This window comes from Mucilaginibacter sp. UYCu711, assembly GCF_050433825.1.
Taxonomy (GTDB): Bacteria; Bacteroidota; Bacteroidia; order Sphingobacteriales; family Sphingobacteriaceae; genus Mucilaginibacter.
The window spans coordinates 131,161-151,322 of sequence record NZ_JBNPWM010000009.1; the positions used below are offsets into that span (position 1 = coordinate 131,161).

Below are 20,162 nucleotides of genomic sequence, written 5' to 3' on the forward strand. Positions count from 1 at the left end.
TTTATTTTACTTTAAAACTTTAATCTTAAAATTACTAAAGCAAATCTAAATAATGTCAAACTTCTACTGAATAAGTTAAAGTTCCAACACCTTTAAGGAATTTCCTATCAATTGTTCACTCGCATATATTAGTAATAGGGCACTATTAGTTTTAATAATCGCCTTCATCGGATTAAAAGTATTTTATTTACTGGTATTATTGTTTTGTGGCGATATAGTTCAATCCTTAGCGTTTTTTTTTAACCATGGCTAATAAGATATTATGCGTTCCAGTGCCGTCGCATGTTGAGTATTAAATTTAACGCTGGCCTAAAGTGCGAGATCTACGATCCAATCAATAAATAAGTTTCTAAGTAGCAGGCGAGAGGCGGTGAGCCGGTTTAGCACCTTTTCGATAGGTTGGCTTATTATCAGGCGCGTTTTCTCCGTGACTATATCAATCCTTCTATGATAAATTATTTCATTTTGTTGACTCATCTGTTCCCAAGGTAGGTTATTGGTTTATGTCCAATAAATTAAATCTAAATTTTCCTCAAAATAGCTTTGTAAAAAATTAAAATTGTACTTATTGTCCTTGTTAATAGACTACCAGGTCTGATCTGCTGTAAAACTTTATTTTTTGATATGTTAGCTTCTAAATGCTCATCTATGAAATCGTATATGTTATAGGGATCATCCTCAGTAACTACAATGGCCTTACCGGATTTTAATTCGTTTAGAAACTTGTCAAATTTTTCTTTGTGAGTGTCAGTCATGGGTTATTTGTTTGTAGGGATTAATTTTTCGGTTAATAATTCCGCCAATTTCAATTCGCTCAACCTACCTATCGCCTTAACTTCAGAGAATATTCTTTTGAGCTGTTTTTCAGATGGTTTTTTAACTCCAATAACATATTGTGGTAATAAAGTGTGATTAATACCGACCCTGGCACTCAATGCTTTTGGGCTTATAACTGGATAATATTCGAAGAACCAAGGTAAGTCAAATTCAAAGACTAGGGCCTCAGCAGCGACGACCTTCTTTCCACTTTCTTCTGGAAACAGATCATAAGCCTCCAAAGCATTGATTTTTAATTCAGTTTTTCTGTCGCCGGTGGTTACAGTGACAATTTTGTTGTTATGCTTGTAGTTAGCATCAAAACCTGTTGATGTCTTACCAACTGTAAATTTAATGTGCGGCATTGCATGATTGTTAAATTTAAGGTAAATTCTCCTGTATGTAAAGTTGAGGCTATTTAATCCCCGCATGCTTTTTGAGATTATTTGCTAAACCTGTCCTGATTTCTTTTGAACCATGTTTTAATGTACAGTTTATGAAGATATTACCATAAAAAGACTTGCGTTCCAGCAAGGGTTTCAAATTTATAAGTCGCGGCTCCTTTAGAACCTTCTGACTCTATATAGGTCGTCAACAATCCGTTAAGCTTCAGACATCTTCGAATATATTACGTCTTGTTGCTTCTCGCGTAAGCGAATATAATAAAGCCGATCAATATTACAAATATGGCAAGTCTGGGAAAAAGCGGTATCAGGGGTTAGTCATCAGCCTTACGACGGAACTTTCTGTTCCATCGCACTTGCCTTTCCAAAGGAGCAACGCGTCGTCGTTCGCGTTTCACCTCGAGGCTGCAGTTTTCTATTGCGTGCTCTAGCGGAGAATGTTTTTTCGAGCAACCCTTTCAGACGGTCATTAATGGGCTTTTGCTCTTGTTTGTTCCGGGCTGGCTTACTTATCGGACAGTTCGCTGGCCTTTTTTGTATGGCATATTTAATATCTTTTAATTTAGCTCAAAGATATTTTATTAAATTGGCTCAGATAAGTTATTGAACTGACTATTGAGGGTTAGTAAAATTTGCATAAAACTTAACTTAATCGAAGAAACTACAGATAAAAAAAAGGTCCTTTAGGTTGATTTTTTTAAATGCCCGCATTATTATAGCTAGTTCAACAGATTAACAACATATTAGTACTTTAAGTATGTAAGTACCTACAATACTAAATTTAAAATACTAAGTTATTAAATAGAATCAAGTTTGATACCTTATTAATTTTTGCTGCTGCAATATTTTATTAAGAATTACTGTAAATTTTTGGCTTCCTATTAAGCAAGTTGATTTAGGTAAAACACAACGAGGAGATATCTGATTCCAAAGAGTTTGAAATGTTCGTTTACTCAACAGGGGTAGCAGCCAAAACAATGACTGCATTCTATGGGGACCGCTACTCCCGCCCTACTTCGTATAATGATTAATGTAACACAGAAATAATAATAATACTATAAATGTGCCCATAAATAGCAGTATACTAGTTAAACAGTTAACCTGCTTTGAAAAGTTATGAAAAGTATCACCATAATTAACTCTATGGTTATTATCAATTTTGAATGTCCTACCCGTATAACCTCCTAGTGAAGTAAATAGTTTACCTTCTGCTGTAATTGAAATTTGTTGCCGATCTGGTCTCGCATTTAAAAGGTCAATTTGAATAAATCCATCGATTTTAAGGCGTTCTACAACTTCTTGAATGTCGAATATACCGAAATTGCAAATTTGGGCTAACGTTTTATTAGAAACCACTCCGTTGCAGTCAACCAATAATGTTTTTAATACCAGATCACGCTTTTGATTCATAGATAAGATTTCTAACTTCATTTAGTTAGTTACGAAAGTATTGATTACAAGGTTTTAAATGTATGATATTGGGATGGCGTAATAAAATTGGGGTGTTTAACCTGCCTAGGTTTCCTCTAATAAAATGCCTGATACAAAAGCATAATTTTATTCAATCCTTCTGCGATGCAAGTTATAATCCGCGGCTCTATGAACGAAAAAAGCCCATCAAAAAATGAAGGGCTAAAAGTAGATAAGACTTAAAAATAGCAGCGTTAAGGCTTTATGACACTTATACCTTTGCTACGAATTATTGTTTGAGGACCGGCAAGTCTTTTAAAATTAAAGGGCTTTTATCTAAACTCAACACTCAATTTTCCTCAATGTGTCAGGTGTCAAAGATTTTGTTAAATAGCCTGATACATACTTATTATCTTCAGCCTTGCGAATATCTCTTGGGTCTATCGATGAAGACAAAATGAAAATTTTTGTATGATTTTTCTCAATATCTAAGTTTCCATATTCGACTAAAAAGTCAAAACCACTCATTTCGGGCATACGGATATCAAGAAAAATTATATCAGGTTTAACCTTGCCGCTACTTAAAAGTGACAACGCTTTTTCAGGAGCCTCGACAATTATAACTTCACTTGCAAAATTGTCCCTTTTAATGATCGTTGAATTGATTAAATTATCCAATGGATTATCATCAATCAGTAAACAAGTGCGAAAATGGGCGACCATAAGAATGTCTTTAACAATATTTAACTAATTGCATGCCAAAATTTTTGAGATAGATATAATCGAGTTTAATAAACATGATTATACTTGTTGGCATCAACATTGCTTGGCTGGTCTAATAAACTAATAATGCTCAAACAAATTTGTATTTCAATCCTTACATAATTAGATTTTTTTCTAATTATAAATGTACACCTTTAACTGCCTGGTCTCCAACGGCCAGTTTTTTTATTTATTTAGTCGTTTGAATAGTTGTTTAATTCCTGGCTGTCATAGTTTCTTAATTAAATTCAGCTTAAGCAGTTATGTTTATGCGCCTAGGCAACCCACCATTAACCGTTAGACCATTCCTATCAAGTTGTTTACACCGGCATATTGGATCACAAGAAAGTGATACCTTTACCCTCCATGCAAACAAGGCTGCCTTTTATAAGAAGTTGACCCGCGTTTTCTGCCATAATACGCCACATCATTATATTAAGCCATTCGGTCTATTCGATCTTCGTCTCTCCTCTAATTTTATAAATTCGGTTACTGCCAACGGAAAGCCTATCTCCGCAACATCATCATTTAAGTGTATTAACTCAGAGACTTTGCCTATGTGACCTATTAATATCGCTTTGTTTATTCCAGGCATATCAAAACGATTATTGAATGGTTAAATTTAAATAATAATCGGCTCCAAAAAAAGATGGCTTCTTATGATTTGATTTCAAAGAATTTCTGACCTTAACGAGACCAAATTTACATTGAGAGAAAAATAACAATAACTATCGTTATTTTTTCGCTCAATGTTTATCGATTATACTTGCGGGCAGAATAGACTCACTAAGCGAGGCCCCTAGAAGGTTACCGCCATCATCCCATCCCGCAGGTTTTTCAACACCAGGCGCTAACCACCAGTTATTATTATAACCTGAGGCATTAAAAAAATTGATCTGGTTGCCGGTAACTTTTGAATTGGTTTCATTAAAGCCGCCAATAGAATTGACGTATAGCCCGACATTAGTAAATGATTGCGACCTGCCATAAATTTTATTATTTACCAGTTCGTTATGGTCGCCACCTGCTATGGCCATCCCGTACTCACCCGGATCGACCAATATATTGTCCTTAGCGCTTAAATAAGAGCCACCGTTATCGCCTAACATTATACCGCCGCCGCTTGCGCTCGGGCCACCGCCACGTATCCAGTTGCCAACTATTTTTATCGGGCTTTCAGGCGTACCGGTGCTTTGATAAAGGTTAATGGCATCTTCAGGAAAGCTCTGCCCCAATATATTTTCTCCTTTGTTATAACTGATAAAATTGCCTGCGCCGCGTACGTTATTAAATTGCACGAACTGGCCTCTCGGGAATGGCCCCTTCATATTTAAAAACTGGTTGTAGTTTACCACAATGCCGCCGCCTGATGTTTGCTCTGCATAAACGCCGCTACTAACATTGGTAAAATAATTATAATCAATCGTAATGTTTTGGCAGTTATATAAATGAATACCTACATCTGTCGAATTGATCAACCGGTTTCGTGTAATATGGATGTTATAGCAATTGGTCAAATTAATGGCAGGCGAATTACCCCCGCTGATCGACTTTCCGCTGATCATTATATCATGGGCCCCGTTAAGATTGATAGTTACCGATTCGACATATTTGGCAGGTATTTCAGTCGAAGGTGGAGCTATAACTGCACTGGTTATTATGTAAGGCGATAGTCTTGATCCCGGAATAGGGGCCTCGTGGGTCTTATCAGGTAGCATCCATTGTACAGATAGGTTGCTGCCTCCCCAACCTTGTTTATGTAAGGCCTCGATATAATATTTATGACCAGCCTTTAGGGGGACCGGCGCTGACTGCTGAGAAGCTAATTTATCCCATTGCCGGGGATCGGTCCAGCTCACTGTACACGCTATTTTATTTTTCTTCGCGGGGTCATCATCACTGGAAAGCCATAATTCGCCCGAATCATCCGCGGCGATCCAAAAAGTATAATCTCCATCTTGCGGGGGGAAAATATAACCGCGAATCCGTTCGCCAAATGTATTCCCCGAATTTAAAGGCCCTTCTAATGAAGTGAGTTGAGCGGTTGCAGACGGCGGGTTTTGTAGAGGAATATTGACGACGTCGTTACCTTCAAAATTATCCCATACTTCCCGCGAAATGGTACCGGTTCCTGGCAAGGTTTCTTCCATATACGGTGAGAGCCTTTCACGGGGTATCGGAGTTTCCAAGCTATTATCAGGCAACATCCATTGTACAGATAGGTTTCCTCCGCCCTGGCCCTGTTTATGCAAAATTTCAATATAGTATTTATGATTGGCCTGTAGGGTAACTTGTGCTGATTTTTGAACAGGAAATTTATCCCATTGCCGGGAATCGGTCCAGCTCTCTGTACTTGCAATTTTTGTTTTATTTGCCGGGTTGTCATCAGTGGAAAGCCATAGTTCTCCTGAATCGTCGGCGGCAATCCAGAAGGTATAGTGTCCATCAGCCGGGGGGTAGATATATCCCCTTATCCGCGCGCCATAATTATAACCCACGTTTAAAGGCCCTTCCAGCGAAGTAACCATGGCGGAAGACGTTGGTGCTTTTTTCAGGGGTATAGATGATACGTCATTCCCCTCCACATTATCCCATTCTTCCCTACGGACACTTCCCATCTGGGCTCCGGCTAAAATTAATCCGCTGCCTATGGAAAGATTGGTATTTAAACTCTTTGGTATAAGGGCCGGCGCTTTTTTACAGGACGTAGTAAAAAACAGAAATAGAGACAATAAGAAAACCAATTTAAAGTAATTTATAGTTTTCATACGAGTGTCAATAATATAAAATTAATAAGTATTCAATAATAAATATTTTTTTTTAATTTATAAGCACCAAAATATCAATAGACTATATTTATATGAAAATTATAACAACTGTTGATTAATTTAAAAAAACAATAATTCTTGTCTTAAAATATTCGGTTAAATAAAATAATCGCAATTATAGATCGATGTAAAACGACAATGTAGCAGCCGAACCAAAATAGTCAAACCTGACCGCTCCCCACTAACAACCATAAATTTAAACGTAAATAGAAATACATTTTTAATGTCTGTAAACACGTATTATTTATAAAAAACGATATATTTGGTTTATATACTTATCGCAATGTATTCAAAACTCAAATTCTTTTTTAGGGTTATTGACAACCTTGGTGTACCCAAAGGTTTATCATTTCTGATCAACAGAAAGTTAAATGCCAATAAAATGGTTACCCTCCCGGGTATTCCCCATCCTATTTTTACTAGACCTGGAACATCAGACGAAGAAGTATTGAAGCAAATATTTTTTTATAACGAATATGATTTTAAGTTGAATTTTGAACCTCGTACAATTATAGACGGGGGCGCCAATATTGGCTTGTCTACTATTTATTTTGCCAATAAATATACCAACGCTAAGATTATAGCTATTGAACCAGATAGCGGCAATGTGGGAGTATTAAAGCAAAACGTTGAATTTTATGATAACGTAGCTGTTGTACAAGCTGGCATATGGTCAAAAAAGGCCAAAATTAAAATATCTGACAAATACGGAATTGGAAACTGGGGATTCGTTTTGGAAGAATGTGACAATTTAGAAGATGATCAGACGACTACTGAAACGGTAAATATCGCAGATATTATGGCAGAATATAATTTCACCTTTATAGATTTACTGAAGCTTGATATTGAAACCGCTGAAAAACAAGTGTTCAGCGAAAATTATATGAGCTGGCTCCCAAAAACCAGAGTGGTGGTCATCGAGTTGCATGACTGGCTGACCAAGGGCTGTTCCAAGCCTTTTTTTACGGCTATCAACAACGCCTTTAATAATTATACTTATAAAAATGCAGGCGAAAATGTATTAATCATCAATGAGGACCTGAGATAAGGTAAGCCGCTAAAGGTGGTCAGCTGGTTTTTTCAAACTTGGTAAGCGCCATTCGGAGGACTATCTGTCTTTTCACTATATCGGATTTATAGTATTCAAAATCCACAGCTTTTCGGATACGCAACAATGCTAACACTTGTTTAAAAATTCCTTCCACACTTATGATAATCGAACGTGCTATAATAATTATTATCGAATGTGTTAAAACTATAATGATCAGTAAAATTAAAATAATTACTATAAGCATAATGAGCGAACTGGCGTATTGGCTGGGCCGAAATGGATGAAAATGGCAAAGTTACTGCCCGCGGTGAAACGCCGCTTATTACGCCGCCCAAATCGAAAAAGGGCGAAAAGGATATTGCCTTTGCCGCTTCAGCGGTGATCGTAAAAGACGAGATATGGTTGTATGACACCACCGCTGATAAAACCACTTACCGAGCAATTATTACTGTTGTTTCTTAGTTATTCGTGCTATCAAGTTTTATAATCCAGTCAGCACAATCCGCGTATCCAGTTTAATTGCCGGAAAGCATTTTATCCTAAAGATCCGAGACAGGGGATTAGGCATCCCCCTAAATAAACAACACCATATTTTCGACAAGTCCCGCTTCCCGTACGGGAATCAATGGTAAAAAGTCGACTGGACTTGGCCTTTTCTTTGCAAAGACTTGCCTTAAATGGATAATCCAGGAGGCTTAACCAGGCAATTCCGTATGTGATTTCTGAAACGCACTGATCGCTTACCTGATCAATCAATTGTTAAATCATTTTTGTCTACTTTCAGCTAGTTGTATCTCTTGATTCGAAGTATTCTACCATTTAAACTGGCAGCTTTCGGTGTCCTCTCCTGCCGCAGCTTATAACATATAATAGTTACAAAAGCTATTGACTTCTGTTTGTTGACCTTTTGACCTAAGTGTAGTGGGCAGGTCGAGTATTTTTTAAAAATTGAAATTTTTCACCTTCGCGGCCCTTACCTCATTCCTTGGATCCCACTTTTTAAACTGAGGCACATTTTCAATACTAATTACTGTTGAATTTAACTTTTTCATTCAATACAATTTCAACCCCTTATACATTGCTTATTCTCTTTTCGTTACCGGCATTTGCGCCACTGTGTTGTGTACATTTGTTAAAAGCCTGATAGTAATCAAAAGACCCAAACTTGCGCGACCTTATCATGGTTTAATATCCATTTGTTTAAATACCTGGCAGCGCTGTAATTCCAGTTCTCCAACAACTGTCGACAAAATTCTCCGGCGTGATAACTTTAGGTTAATTAAGGGCTATTTTATCAAAAAAGTTAAATTTATTACAGTTAATTCTCACGACCAAAGAGTTTCTACCTAATTTAAAAGATTGATATAAATTAACTGTTACCGTTATTATTAGGCTGGCTGTTAGAGCACCGGTATAAGTACTATGATAAAAAGCATTAATAGTTTTTGCATTAAAACAACATACCGCTGATGTTACCCTCCTTTGGTAAGCTACTATTTACTGCATACAGAACTTGCTCGCATCAAAAATAATTCGCATCCTCGACACCCTTCGTGCCGGCTCGTTAATAACAATCGGGATACATATGCCCTGCCGTGTTCGGTGAAACGGGTGTCAGCATAACTGTTCAGCTCATTTAGGTATGATGTCGGCTAGCTGTTGAGTCGGCAACACCAAACAGAAAGTGTTTCCCAGTTTGGCCATCGCATGTTAGTTTATTTTGAGCTACTTTAATTCGGTCCTAGTAAAAATTTGCAGCTCAGCTTAATGATGTTAATTTGGTATTTGATTTTCCGAGCCTTTTAAGTAGATTTGTATTAGCTAATTATGTAATTAGTTGTGCATGTTAATTTGGCCTCTGTTTGTTCGATAGCTGACAGGGGCTTTTTTATTTGTTAGTGTTACTTTTTCCATAAATATTACTAATTTTGTTGTCCTAATAAATCTATAAGTAAAGCCTCTGTCAGTGTAGGGTAGACAGGGGCTTTTTTTATTACCCTCATTTTATCCATCGTTTCTCCTTTGGTTTCCCATTTATATTGGATGAGAGCGCTTAAGCTGCTGCTGAGCATTGGGGTGATCGTACCCCTTCATCTGAAGATGTGGAATCGTCTGCCCTATCTGCAACTCGGTAAGAATACTTATCCAGCTAATACCGTGTTGTAGTTTTAATAACTCAATTATTGAATAATCCCCCTCCTTATGCCGAATACTCGGACCTCTGTGCGGTCGAGCATTCCTATTTTAATTCTTATATTATCAATATTATGTTTTTGTTTTTCCGTAGCAACATACACCTGTCGGCAATCAGCATATCAAGTATAGCAACAATCTCGAACTGAGCATCGGTTAATTGTTTTGCAACGTATGAACTGGCATATTTTGTATTTTGCAGTCATCCCTAAAACTGCAGTTATCATATGATTCGCACTGATGATTCCCCCAGCATCAATATTTGTCCTATTATCAAGTCAATTGAAGAGACAAAAATATATTGGTTTAGTGGGTCATTATTTTCAAGTTTTGCCCAGGTTTTGCAGAGCTTTATTAACACAGAGTTTTTATCCACCTCCCTTGCAATGGCTTATTTATAGGCTCCAATTTTTCTTCATAGGAATCCTCACGTTCGTTTTGCCTACAATCCCAATGCTCGCCATAAGCGAAACACTGTGCCCTATCCGTTTAGCTCCGGGTTAATGATGGAATTATGTGTGCTTTTAGTATCTTGTTCTTTTCAGAGATATTTTGATTAGTTGTTTATATTTACCTTTGTTGTGATTGAACAATACAAATAGAAAATAGATTAATCTCAACAAATATTTGCCTAACTAAAATCAAAGATTAAAAATTCGCATACATGAAAAATAACTTAGGCTAAAGCAATTTGCAAAAAGTTTGTGCATGCAGCACGGGCATTGTCAAATGATGCGTGCTACCAATCCAACAGGCGACCCGAACAAGTGATTTTGTTATTAATATGGAAGTAATTAATATTTAGTTACAGAAATAACCGATGTTGATGTTTTTAAGCAAACGGGTTTTTAATATGCACAAAAAAACATGTTAGGCAATATGTAAAAAAACATTTGCTAAAACCGACCTCACGATTTCAAAAACAATCCCTACACCCCCACCAAGCAATTAAATTATGTTTGACATACACAAAGAAAAATATAACAGGTTCCTAAAAGAATTAAAATCCGGTAAGGCCATATTGATTATTGTAGACGATCGTTATAATATATACGATTATATAGATGAGCGTTTAGACGCTGGCATTTCGGAAAATAAAGTTTTACCACAGGTCATACCGGGTAACTTCTTCATAAAAACGGGCAGAACAATTTTAAAGTTTTTTCACAAAGATGAATTGCAGCAAAAACAACAATTCTTGCTAACCTTTGGTTTAACTAACATGCCTGTGACGCGAAGCGATCAAATCAATAAATTTCTTTACGAATTGAAATTGGGGAAAGCAATCTTAATTACCGAGGATGACCCTTACTGTATCGACGATTTTATTGAAGAGCTAATGGAAATTGAATTAGTGAAGAAGGAAGGCAGTTTTTACCGGCTAACAGGGCAAGGAATACTATTAACCAATGCTAAACAAAAATATGAGGACTATAAAAATGACATAACGGAGCCCTACAGAGCGAACCCATTGGGCTTACCGGAACACACTAACAACAAAAAATTTAGTCTTAAAATAGGTTTTTGGGTTGCCGCTATAATTATAGTTATCATGGCTTTTTTAGAGCTTTATTTTAAATATTATGCACACCAAAGTAATTTAATTCACCATACTCAGCAACGAATACAACAGATGAAAACGCAGATGATATGGAAAACGTATTAACTTATTTCGCAGATAAGCCAAGCCAGGGAATCGGTGGATCTGATATGAATGAACAAATCATAGTAGGTTGTCGTGGACGCTTGCGAAAGAATAGCTACAAATATTGATTTCATGTAGGCCTACTTTAATCGAACCAATTGATAGTAGTGATACTCTGCTATTTGTTAAGGAGGCGACTATACAAAGAAATTTCTGCAAAAAGGGGCTCATCTGAAAAATTTGCCTACATAGCGAATAACCCCAATGATGATAGTATTCCTCGTACGAATATTCAGTAGTTTTGGGTAGGCTTTTCTATGTAATAAGGAGGGCTGACCATCGATAAGCCTTTTGCTTTCTGGTTAGGTTTATTCGCCCGTTAACCTCGACAATGAGCAATCTTATTTAGGTGACCTGACTGACCGGTTTTCGCGGTAAAGCATATCCGCCGTCCCGTCAGTAATCGGTGCATTCCGCTGGTTTGATGTACGGTTGGCGTATTGGCGCGTGTAGTTGTCGTTCGGGTAACTGATGGAGTCGGGAACAGCAAAAGAGTTGACTTGTTAGTGACATAACGCTTGTCGGGCGTACCGTCAACTTTTGTCGTGGGTAGCAACGGCCACCCGTTTAACCGATTTTTCATTAAAGCGCATATCCATTGTGACATCGGCTTTAGTGTGCGTGTGGGAACATTTATCGAGTGGCCCGTCGGCCCGTTTATAATGTGTACCGTCGCCTTCTTGTGCGTTACCGTCTTGGGGGCGTGGTTAATTTATAACGTTTGTCCGACGCTTCGTCTTTTTTGTTTGCGCCTGGCTAAAAATGGCTACCAGCGAAAGGGCGGTTGCTGACAGAACGATTCTGATTATTTCATAAGCTTTTTATTTCTTTGACAGCAGTTGGTTCCACTATTAGTTCAAACTATCTGCGGATAATAGTGTTTAAATAGCAGACAAATCAAACAACCATGAAAAAAGCATTCACCCTATTTACAGTGCTGCTATTCAGCTTAGCTACCCTGACCCAGGCAGCACCTGCAGACTTCCAGAAAAAATCGGTTCAGCACCTGACTAAAAGCGGGATGGTTGATAAACGCTACAGTGAAAATAAGCACCTGACCAAGGGCGGCTAGCACATAATATTTGGATTTTCAATTTGTGCTCAAATTCTCCTGTAAGGAGTAAATTAAATGGCTGGTTGTTGTTAATTTCGCCAAGTGACCTTAAATAGATTTCCCGCAAAGAAAAGGCGTAAAAAAGTATCGACAAAAAGAAAAGTCGTCCTTACAACCAAAACCTCTTTGAAGCTTGTGGGCATAGGAATGCTTTTAACGTTACTATCGCCATTTTATTACGGCTATTTAGTAAAAATATTCAGCTCAACATGGCAATGTATCCGGGATATTGGATTAACTTATAATTACCGTACTTATGAAAGGTTTAACATTCCTATACCCGCAAGGTATTCAATTCATGGAATTGACGTTTCTTACGCCCAGGGCAAAATAGATTGGCAAAAGGTAAGCAGTATGAAAGAGAAGAGCGTGTACCTTAGTTTCGCTTTTATCAAAGCCACCGAAGGCCTCTTAACTGTTGATCCCTATTTCAAACGAAACTGGCATGAGGCTTCAAAGGTCGGTATAGTGTGCGGCCCATATCACTTCTTCCGCGCGAATAAGAACGGCTTATGGCAGGCACGTTTTTTTTTGCAAAATATCAATATAAAATCGGGTGACTTGCCACCTGTAGTAGATATAGAACAACTTGACGGTATCTCTCCTAACAGAATGCGAAAAGAATTAAAGCAGTTTTTGTTAAGGGTTGAAGCAAGTACACATGTAAAGCCAATAATTTATACAGGCTTGAGTTTTTATAGCGACTACCTATCCGGGTATTTCAATAGTTATCCTTTATGGATAGCACATTATTACCAAAAAGAATTACATACAGATAAAAATACCAATTGGTTGTTTTGGCAACACTCTGATTTGGCCAGAATCAACGGTATAAACCACACTGTCGATTTTGATTCCTTTAAAGGCGATACCGTGTCTTTTCAAAGACTGCTTTTACGTTAATAACAGTTACCCCTGCCCCAACAAAACAAGCTGGCTAAGCGCCCGCAGATATTTCTTCAAAGGTCAAGGCACTGAGGACAAGAGAGGCATTAAAGAAATTTGAGATGCATTACCAGTATCATGTACTTGACCTTGGCGAATTAATCGAAAAAAAAACAAATCGGCATTAGGCGAACTGCAATTACCACCAAACCACCAACCAAATGAAACCAGATAAACAAGACCTTACCGCGATTGTAACCCAGGAAATAGCCCTGGTTAAAGCGAACCGATGGATGACTATAGAGAAAATTTTTAAGGATCAGGGAGTTGCAACAATTACTCACCGCTGAAAAATAACATGAGAATCGGAACATTACGAACGTTAGCCACTGAAAAGTTAAACGCGATGGAGCCTGAGCTTTATAAGGAATGTCAAAATCTTGTGGAGCAGCGCATGACCGACTTGAAGTTGCTGCCGGCTGTCTTGGACCAAATAGTTAAATAGTATTACGCAACACCCGAACACTCCGCATTTATCCTCGCCGTCGACTCTGTATGCAGAACATAAGTTGCACCATAAAACCATTAGGTGTGATAACGGGATTAGGCAAATACTTTGTGAGGCTATGCACTGGAAGGATGGACCACCAGTAAACTATTACATCGAAATCATGGTGGCATATTATAAAAATTTCCTATGGTTTGAGAACCGGCACTGGCTGGCTTAGGGATTGATAATGGGCACCGGATGACGGTTAAGGTCAAACCTGTACTCATTAGAAGGATGTTTGACAACCTGTTTAATGACGAGTTGTGGCACAATATAACAAATGTCCGCCCTTGGCTTTCATAATTGATTACAGGGCTTTAAAATGGGTCGTGCGGTATCTTCAAAAAGCTGCCCGTTGGAGACCGGGCAGCTAAAGGGGTACATTTATTTTTAGAAAAAATCTATTAACTTAAGGATTAATATTCTAAATTGTTTGCGCTGAATTATTTTATTCCGACCGCTAGGCAATGTAGAGGCCCGCATTTATAATCTTGTTTATCATAGGCGTTTATGTCTCACCAAAAAATTTTGGCACGCAATTAGTTTAATATTGTTAAAGACATTCTTATGGACGCCCATTTTCGCACTTGTTTACTGATTGATGATAGTCCATTGGATAATTTAATCAATTCAACGATCATTAAAAGGGACAATTTTGCAAGTGAAGTTATAATTGTCGAGGCTCCTGAAAAAGCGTTGTCACTTTTAAGTAGCGGCAAGGTTAAACCTGATATAATTTTTCTTGATATCCGTATGCCCGAAATGAGTGGTTTTGACTTTTTAGTCGAATATGGAAATTTAGATATTGAGAAAAATCATACAAAAATCTTAATTTTGTCTTCATCGATAGATCCAAGAGATATTCGTAAGGCTGAAGATAATAGGTACGTATCAGGCTACTTAGCAAAATCCTTGACACCCGACGCATTGAGAAAAATTGAGTGTTGAGTTGGATGATAACCTTTTTAATCTCAAAAGACCGGCCTGTCCTCAACCAGTTTTATGGTAAACCAACAATATACGATAGTCTTAACTTGCTGTTTTTAAGTGTTTCCTATGCATAGCCCATTATTTTTTGATGGGTTTTCTCGTTTAGACCACTTTGGACATGCGTTAATTCTCATAAACCAATCATCTATTTACAAGATCGAAACCAGCCATTTTGGCCCATATTACTCTGTGCTTTTAGAAAAGCATATCTTAATTAGTAGGTTAGTGTTTAAGATTATGAATTCACAGCCGCACGAAACATGCTATTATTTCTTGATGAGAGCAGGGGATCACGGACTAACAAATATCAACACCTTTTCCTTCACCAAGATAGATTATAGGCTTAAAGATTTAAACCAGGAAAGTGCATCAAGCATCATCGGCACGACGCTTGTTTCATGAGTTCCGCCAGGTATAGGTAAAAGTGACAGTTTATTAGCGCCTGCTTTTATAAATTTATCATATGTAGATTGTGATGTTTCAAAAAATACATCTTGATCGGCCGTACCATGATAGAGTCTTGTTGGGCTGATAGGATACCAGTTTGGAAAACTATTAGCGGCCACGTTAGCCTTAAAGATGGGTTCACTGGCTAGATTTGACAAGCTGTCGTAAAAAGTTGGGTTAAAAAGTAACGAAGGAGTAGTATTTAATTCGGTGTTAATCTGATAGCCATTTTTACTTCCATCCAATAGTTGAGGTATTTTGGTAGCATACGATGCTGTAAAAAAATCCGACAGCGGACGATTATAATTATAAGTAGTATTATATGCCTGGATAAACAAGGCTAAGAACGAGGAATTGGCATAGGTAGAAATCGTAGCCAATTTACCTAATATACCTGTAACATCATACCCTCCAGCCCCTTCAGCGGCTGCTGTAACTGTTAAATTATCGCCGGTGTTAGTTTCGATTTCTCTTTGGGCTGCCATAGATACATATCCCCCTTCAGAATAGCCAACTAAAAATACTTTGCTATTAACTTCCACAGCTTTGGTTTGCAGAAAATATTTAGCTGCTTTGAGCATATCAACCACGGCCGAAGCAGAAGATTGCATATCGTAATAAGGATGCACGATGTCTTTCGAGATGCCGTAGCCAATTAAGTCAGGAATGGCAGTGACAAAACCAGCTGAAGCAAATAACTCAAATCCAGTAAACGCCAATGGGAAATTCGATGGGGCATCTCTATCATTAAAGATTGTGCCATGTTGAGCGCTAAGTAAAGCAGGGGCCTTAGTCATGTTTTTTGGTATACCTAACAAGCCGGAGGCTTTTACTCTACTGCCTTTGTATGTTGTATAGTAGATGAAGTTATAAAAATTGACATCGTACTGTATCAAAGGCATATAGCCACCTAATCCCTTAAGAGTCGCTAACTCCATTAACTGAGTTTTAGTTAAGCTTTCTGATAAAGTTGCAGAAACAAAAAATTCCTGCCCGGCTAATTCATGTTTAGGGCTATCATCTGTATGCTTTACGCATCCCACTAGCGAAAAAACAACTATAAAAAAGCATCCAAAAAAATATCCGTTTTTCTTCATAAAATATTTCTGCCCTAAGATAGATTAATTAATAGGAAATATAATTGAATAGCGTTTTTTTGGAATTAATTTGGCGAACATTTGTAGTTATTTTTCAACTATTGTAGATTTATAAATCTAACATACCCAAATTCTAATTATCTTACCATCACACCCCAATAAGCGCAGCAATTATGCCGCGTTTTTGCAGCGTCGTACATTGGATTAATGATTAAAAAGCATTAATCCAATAACAACAATAGGCAAACCATTTAAACCAGGCCAATCTGGTAATCCGACAGGAAATACCCATGCAAAGCGAATAAAGCAACCCTCGAAAGCATACTCGACAAAGCGCTGCCATCAATCGAAAATGAGATGGAGACAGGATCTCCCGAGGTTAAGCGTGAATTATTTATAGGTCTGGCAGGTATTGTATTGCCATCAAAAAAACTTACCGCCTAATCATCATTAAAATATATAACCTTTGTCATTTACAGTACTAGGACTGGAACGGGGCGGAGAGAACATCTACGCGATTACTGATAAGTGAAGGGGGACCCAATCGTCGCTTAATGGTGAGATTGTTAACTGGAAATTTAAGTGATAATTCACTTAAAATGCATAACATCGCTGATAATGTTTATTGCACTGGTGGCGGTATTTGCCATATAGGAGATAAACTCTTAAACCATATAAAGCACTCAGGCGCTCAACCACCCCCCGAGATAATTGAGGCAGCCAAACAATCAGTCTATACTGTCTTTTTTTAATGAGTTTTATGAAGGGGATTCCCTTTACAATCATATCCCTATTGGATAATGCTTTTCATGGCTAGAGCTATTTATTGAAAAGAAAGCTGCTGTAATGATAGATGAAGGGAGTTACAAAACCATTCTACCGCTTGTTATAGACCACTTCAGGTCGAAAATTCTGCAATCCTTACTTCCGTACAGGCCAGTAATTAATGGTATTAGCGCCTAAAGAGGATTGCAGTTGAATAACCACTTTTCCTGGTTAACTTCCATTATAGTTTAATTCAACTATACCAATCTCTCCATTATTAGCTACAACAGTCATATCCAAATCAAAATTAATCTTAGCTGGTGCGTTGATATTTGCAGATGGATCTGTTAAGGATGCAGTACCAGAATAAGTTATTCCAAACACGGTTAACGACCAAAGTGCTCCTGAGCCAGATTTACGTATTATCAAGTCAGAGTTAGGATACCGAGGCCCAACCGGCCCAAAGAATTCGCCATTTACACCGATTCTTGCAGTTTGATATAAATCAATACGAATAATTGTTTTACCAGTATTGTCTTCAACTGCAATATAACACTTCATATAGGGCCCCTCTGAACCTATAAACGCATCTTCTAAGGATAATTTGCCTGAGATCAGCCAATTTGGCTTCAGACTATTATAGGGTAGTGTAAACTTATTCGAGAAATTTCCTTGACCGTTAACAGAGATAAGGATATCCGAAGATTTAGACATATCATTTTGATTTAACCTTGCCGACGTTGTTACATAGGCATTATCCGAAACAGGTACCCTGGTTAATCCCGTAATATGTATATCTGTTGCGAATAACTCTGGAGTACCGGCCAATAAATCCACTCCTGGGAGACCAGGTATAGGGGGCGGAGTTCCTGAAATATTTACTGTTATTGATTGCAAATTAATAGTATTAATTCCTTCAAGTAACCAACTTTGTAAACAATGCGCATTTTCACTGTTAATCATGAACCAACCTCTACCGGTAGATGCATGATAATAAGGTACCGCGCATAATATATTGGTAGCGTAACCATAAGCAGGCATTTCAGAATCAAGAAATTGTGCCTGTACTACACCTATTGTATCAATAGGTAACCCGCATTGGTGAATAAGAAAGAACTTGGACGTCTGCATTGATTTCCAGTGCTCGCCTTTATATACGAATACACCAAAAGAGCCTATCGCTACGAAGTCACTTCCTGGGCCCCACACATTATTATATCTATCAAAAGCAAAGGGAGTAAAAGGACCTCGATAATTTGGTATAGTGCTTTTTAACGCCCCAGCCTTAAATTCCCCATCTTTAAAAAATCCTACTGAATAAAACTGGTCACTCGGAGCACCGATTTCATAAACCATTAAACTACCATCTTCAGTAGTTTTATATCTTCTATCTTGGGGATTTTTAGGGAATATTGGTCCTTGTTGGATCGTAGCTAAGGTAATAAAATTACTTAGATCCCACTCTGGATTCTCGTCATCGCCCACAGTGTTAAATTGTTTAAAAGCCCACTTTCCGTAGCTTAAGGTAGGTTCATACCCCTGAAAGTTATACATATCTCCATCTGTCCAGAGCTGACTGAACTGGGGAACTTGATCATGAGAGCCAGCTATAGTCCTGAAACCAGTAGGGGCTAGTTCAAATAAAAAACTGTAACCACCGGATGCATTACCAATACCATATGTTTTTCCGTTAGATAGCTTAGCAACCCCATTAAATAATCCAACATCTTTCTGGGTAGAATGGCCATCAAATGTATCAGGGTAGTGATAACCCCAATTTTTTGATAGCGTTAATCTTGTAGCCATTGGCCGTGATGGATCTGACAAGAACTCAAGTATATCTACAAGTATTCTGTTCTCATCTCCAACAATAGCTGAAACATAATAGTTAGCTGGGATATACATTATGCTATTGTCATTACCTAAGTAAGTTCCATCCGCATCAAAATGCAAATTGCGGTGATTGCCACAATCGCCTATCCAAATACTCCCATCATTTTCATGTGCAACATAAGGTATTCCAATACCGCTATGAGCTTTAAAGCTAAATTTGGTGTTGGTTACATCCGGGGAGGTTGCGTATCCACCTGTCTCACCTATCATTCCGGTATAATCGCCAGTGGAGCTGTTATACCGTTTAATGGTTTGCTGGTCGCCTTTATCTAATACACATAGGTCCCCACTCATAACAGAAAGACCACCAACGTCGTTCAGTCCAGATATTGTAATAGCTACAGTGCCTAAACTTCCATCTGTATTGATTGGGTATTTAGTAATTGTAGTAACGTCTGCAATAAATAGATTATTTCCCTCTACCCTAACATTTCTTGGTGCTGTAAAGGTGATATCCCGAACAAAAGAGCCACTCCGGTCGTCTACCCGATAAACTTTAATTAAATTCTGATCTTCATACGAAAAGTAAGCATATTTTTCAGTGCATGCTATTCCCGTAATACGCCCAGCGTTGCCAGATGTATTTAATCCCAAAGTACTTGGGTAGGTTATGCCGTTTGGAGGTGTATAACTTACCCCGTTGGTAAATGTAGATAACTGTAAGTCGGAAACGTTTAAAGCAAATACAAAATTGCCGGTTCCTTCATAATCCTTACCAGCATAAAATATGTAATTATTATTTGCGCAATTGTGAAAGCTCGCCTGTCCTGTTTCTGCTGGAGGTCTGAATTTAATTACCCTTCTTGGAGTATTGAGTAAAAAGGCGGCCTGTGCATGTACACCTTCACTAAAGGGAATACCAACAAACATTTTATCACCAATTGGTGTCATACATGAAATATCTGCAAAAAATGCCCACACTTCTGTGCCAGTGGCAGCCTCGGAGTTATTACATGCTTTAGCAACCCCCTCCCATGAACCAACTACGTTATGGCTTAAAACTTTAATAACTACATTATCCGCGGCTATGTCCACACCAAAGTCATCTTTATAGTCCCATGCAGGAATAGGGTGGGTGCCTGCCTCATAATGCACAGCAGTCCATAGTGTCCGAACTAACTTATCGTTAACATATACGCCCCCACTGGTCTTGGCTGCTGATGCTAAGGTAAAGAAATTGGTAGTGGGTATTTCAGATCTCTGACCCATGACCTGTCTATATGCGGCTAATATATTTTTATTTAATCTCATT

The 20,162-nt window shown here is 38.0% G+C and carries 14 protein-coding genes; 7 read left to right on the plus strand and 7 right to left on the minus strand.

The window, feature by feature from the left end; translation table 11 throughout:
* Window positions 1-521: 521 nt before the first annotated feature.
* The 5 genes from ABIB50_RS19005 to ABIB50_RS19025 form a co-directional block, all read right to left on the minus strand.
* Complete coding sequence (locus ABIB50_RS19005; protein ID WP_429382311.1) at window positions 522-755, minus strand: hypothetical protein; 234 nt, start codon at window positions 753-755, stop codon at window positions 522-524.
* A 3-nt stretch (window positions 756-758) separates the two neighbouring features.
* Complete coding sequence (locus ABIB50_RS19010; RefSeq protein ID WP_429382313.1) at window positions 759-1,181, minus strand: hypothetical protein; 423 nt, start codon at window positions 1,179-1,181, stop codon at window positions 759-761.
* 1,050 nt (window positions 1,182-2,231) lie between these two features.
* A complete protein-coding gene (locus ABIB50_RS19015) occupies window positions 2,232-2,651 on the minus strand; it encodes a hypothetical protein (RefSeq protein WP_429382315.1) in 420 nt (139 codons plus the stop codon).
* A 321-nt stretch (window positions 2,652-2,972) separates the two neighbouring features.
* Window positions 2,973-3,353: a response regulator gene (locus tag ABIB50_RS19020; RefSeq protein WP_429382317.1), complete on the minus strand. Its 381-nt coding sequence runs from the start codon at window positions 3,351-3,353 to the stop codon at window positions 2,973-2,975.
* Window positions 3,354-4,138: 785 nt separating this feature from the next.
* On the minus strand, window positions 4,139-6,160 hold the full coding sequence (locus ABIB50_RS19025; protein WP_429382319.1) for a PA14 domain-containing protein: 2,022 nt from the start codon (window positions 6,158-6,160) through the stop codon (window positions 4,139-4,141).
* Window positions 6,161-6,503: 343 nt separating this feature from the next.
* Between ABIB50_RS19025 and ABIB50_RS19030 the strand changes: the two genes are divergently transcribed.
* The 7 genes from ABIB50_RS19030 to ABIB50_RS19060 all read left to right on the plus strand — a co-directional run bounded on the left by ABIB50_RS19030 (window position 6,504) and on the right by ABIB50_RS19060 (window position 14,666).
* Window positions 6,504-7,268, plus strand: a complete 765-nt coding sequence (locus tag ABIB50_RS19030; RefSeq protein ID WP_429382321.1) for an FkbM family methyltransferase — start codon at window positions 6,504-6,506, stop codon at window positions 7,266-7,268.
* A gap of 279 nt (window positions 7,269-7,547) precedes the next feature.
* Window positions 7,548-7,733, plus strand: coding sequence for a hypothetical protein (locus tag ABIB50_RS19035; protein ID WP_429382323.1), 186 nt, complete (start codon window positions 7,548-7,550; stop codon window positions 7,731-7,733).
* 2,686 nt (window positions 7,734-10,419) lie between these two features.
* The gene (locus ABIB50_RS19040) at window positions 10,420-11,130 is read left to right on the plus strand and encodes a hypothetical protein (RefSeq protein WP_429382324.1); all 711 of its coding nucleotides are present in this window, start codon (window positions 10,420-10,422) and stop codon (window positions 11,128-11,130) included.
* Between the two features lie 946 nt (window positions 11,131-12,076).
* Entirely contained in the window at window positions 12,077-12,241 is a 165-nt protein-coding gene (locus tag ABIB50_RS19045; protein ID WP_429382326.1) for a hypothetical protein, read from the plus strand.
* A 189-nt stretch (window positions 12,242-12,430) separates the two neighbouring features.
* Window positions 12,431-13,186, plus strand: a complete 756-nt coding sequence (locus ABIB50_RS19050; RefSeq protein ID WP_429382328.1) for a glycoside hydrolase family 25 protein — start codon at window positions 12,431-12,433, stop codon at window positions 13,184-13,186.
* A 203-nt stretch (window positions 13,187-13,389) separates the two neighbouring features.
* Window positions 13,390-13,518, plus strand: a complete 129-nt coding sequence (locus tag ABIB50_RS19055; protein ID WP_429382330.1) for a hypothetical protein — start codon at window positions 13,390-13,392, stop codon at window positions 13,516-13,518.
* A gap of 767 nt (window positions 13,519-14,285) precedes the next feature.
* Complete coding sequence (locus ABIB50_RS19060) at window positions 14,286-14,666, plus strand: response regulator (protein ID WP_429382332.1); 381 nt, start codon at window positions 14,286-14,288, stop codon at window positions 14,664-14,666.
* A 377-nt stretch (window positions 14,667-15,043) separates the two neighbouring features.
* On the opposite strand, the gene ABIB50_RS19065 is transcribed toward ABIB50_RS19060, so the two are convergent.
* Together ABIB50_RS19065 and ABIB50_RS19070 are read right to left on the minus strand one after the other, a co-directional pair.
* Window positions 15,044-16,252, minus strand: a complete 1,209-nt coding sequence (locus ABIB50_RS19065) for an alpha/beta hydrolase family protein (protein ID WP_429382334.1) — start codon at window positions 16,250-16,252, stop codon at window positions 15,044-15,046.
* A 996-nt stretch (window positions 16,253-17,248) separates the two neighbouring features.
* The gene (locus tag ABIB50_RS19070; RefSeq protein WP_429382336.1) at window positions 17,249-20,161 is read right to left on the minus strand and encodes a hypothetical protein; all 2,913 of its coding nucleotides are present in this window, start codon (window positions 20,159-20,161) and stop codon (window positions 17,249-17,251) included.
* Window position 20,162: the final 1 nt, after the last annotated feature.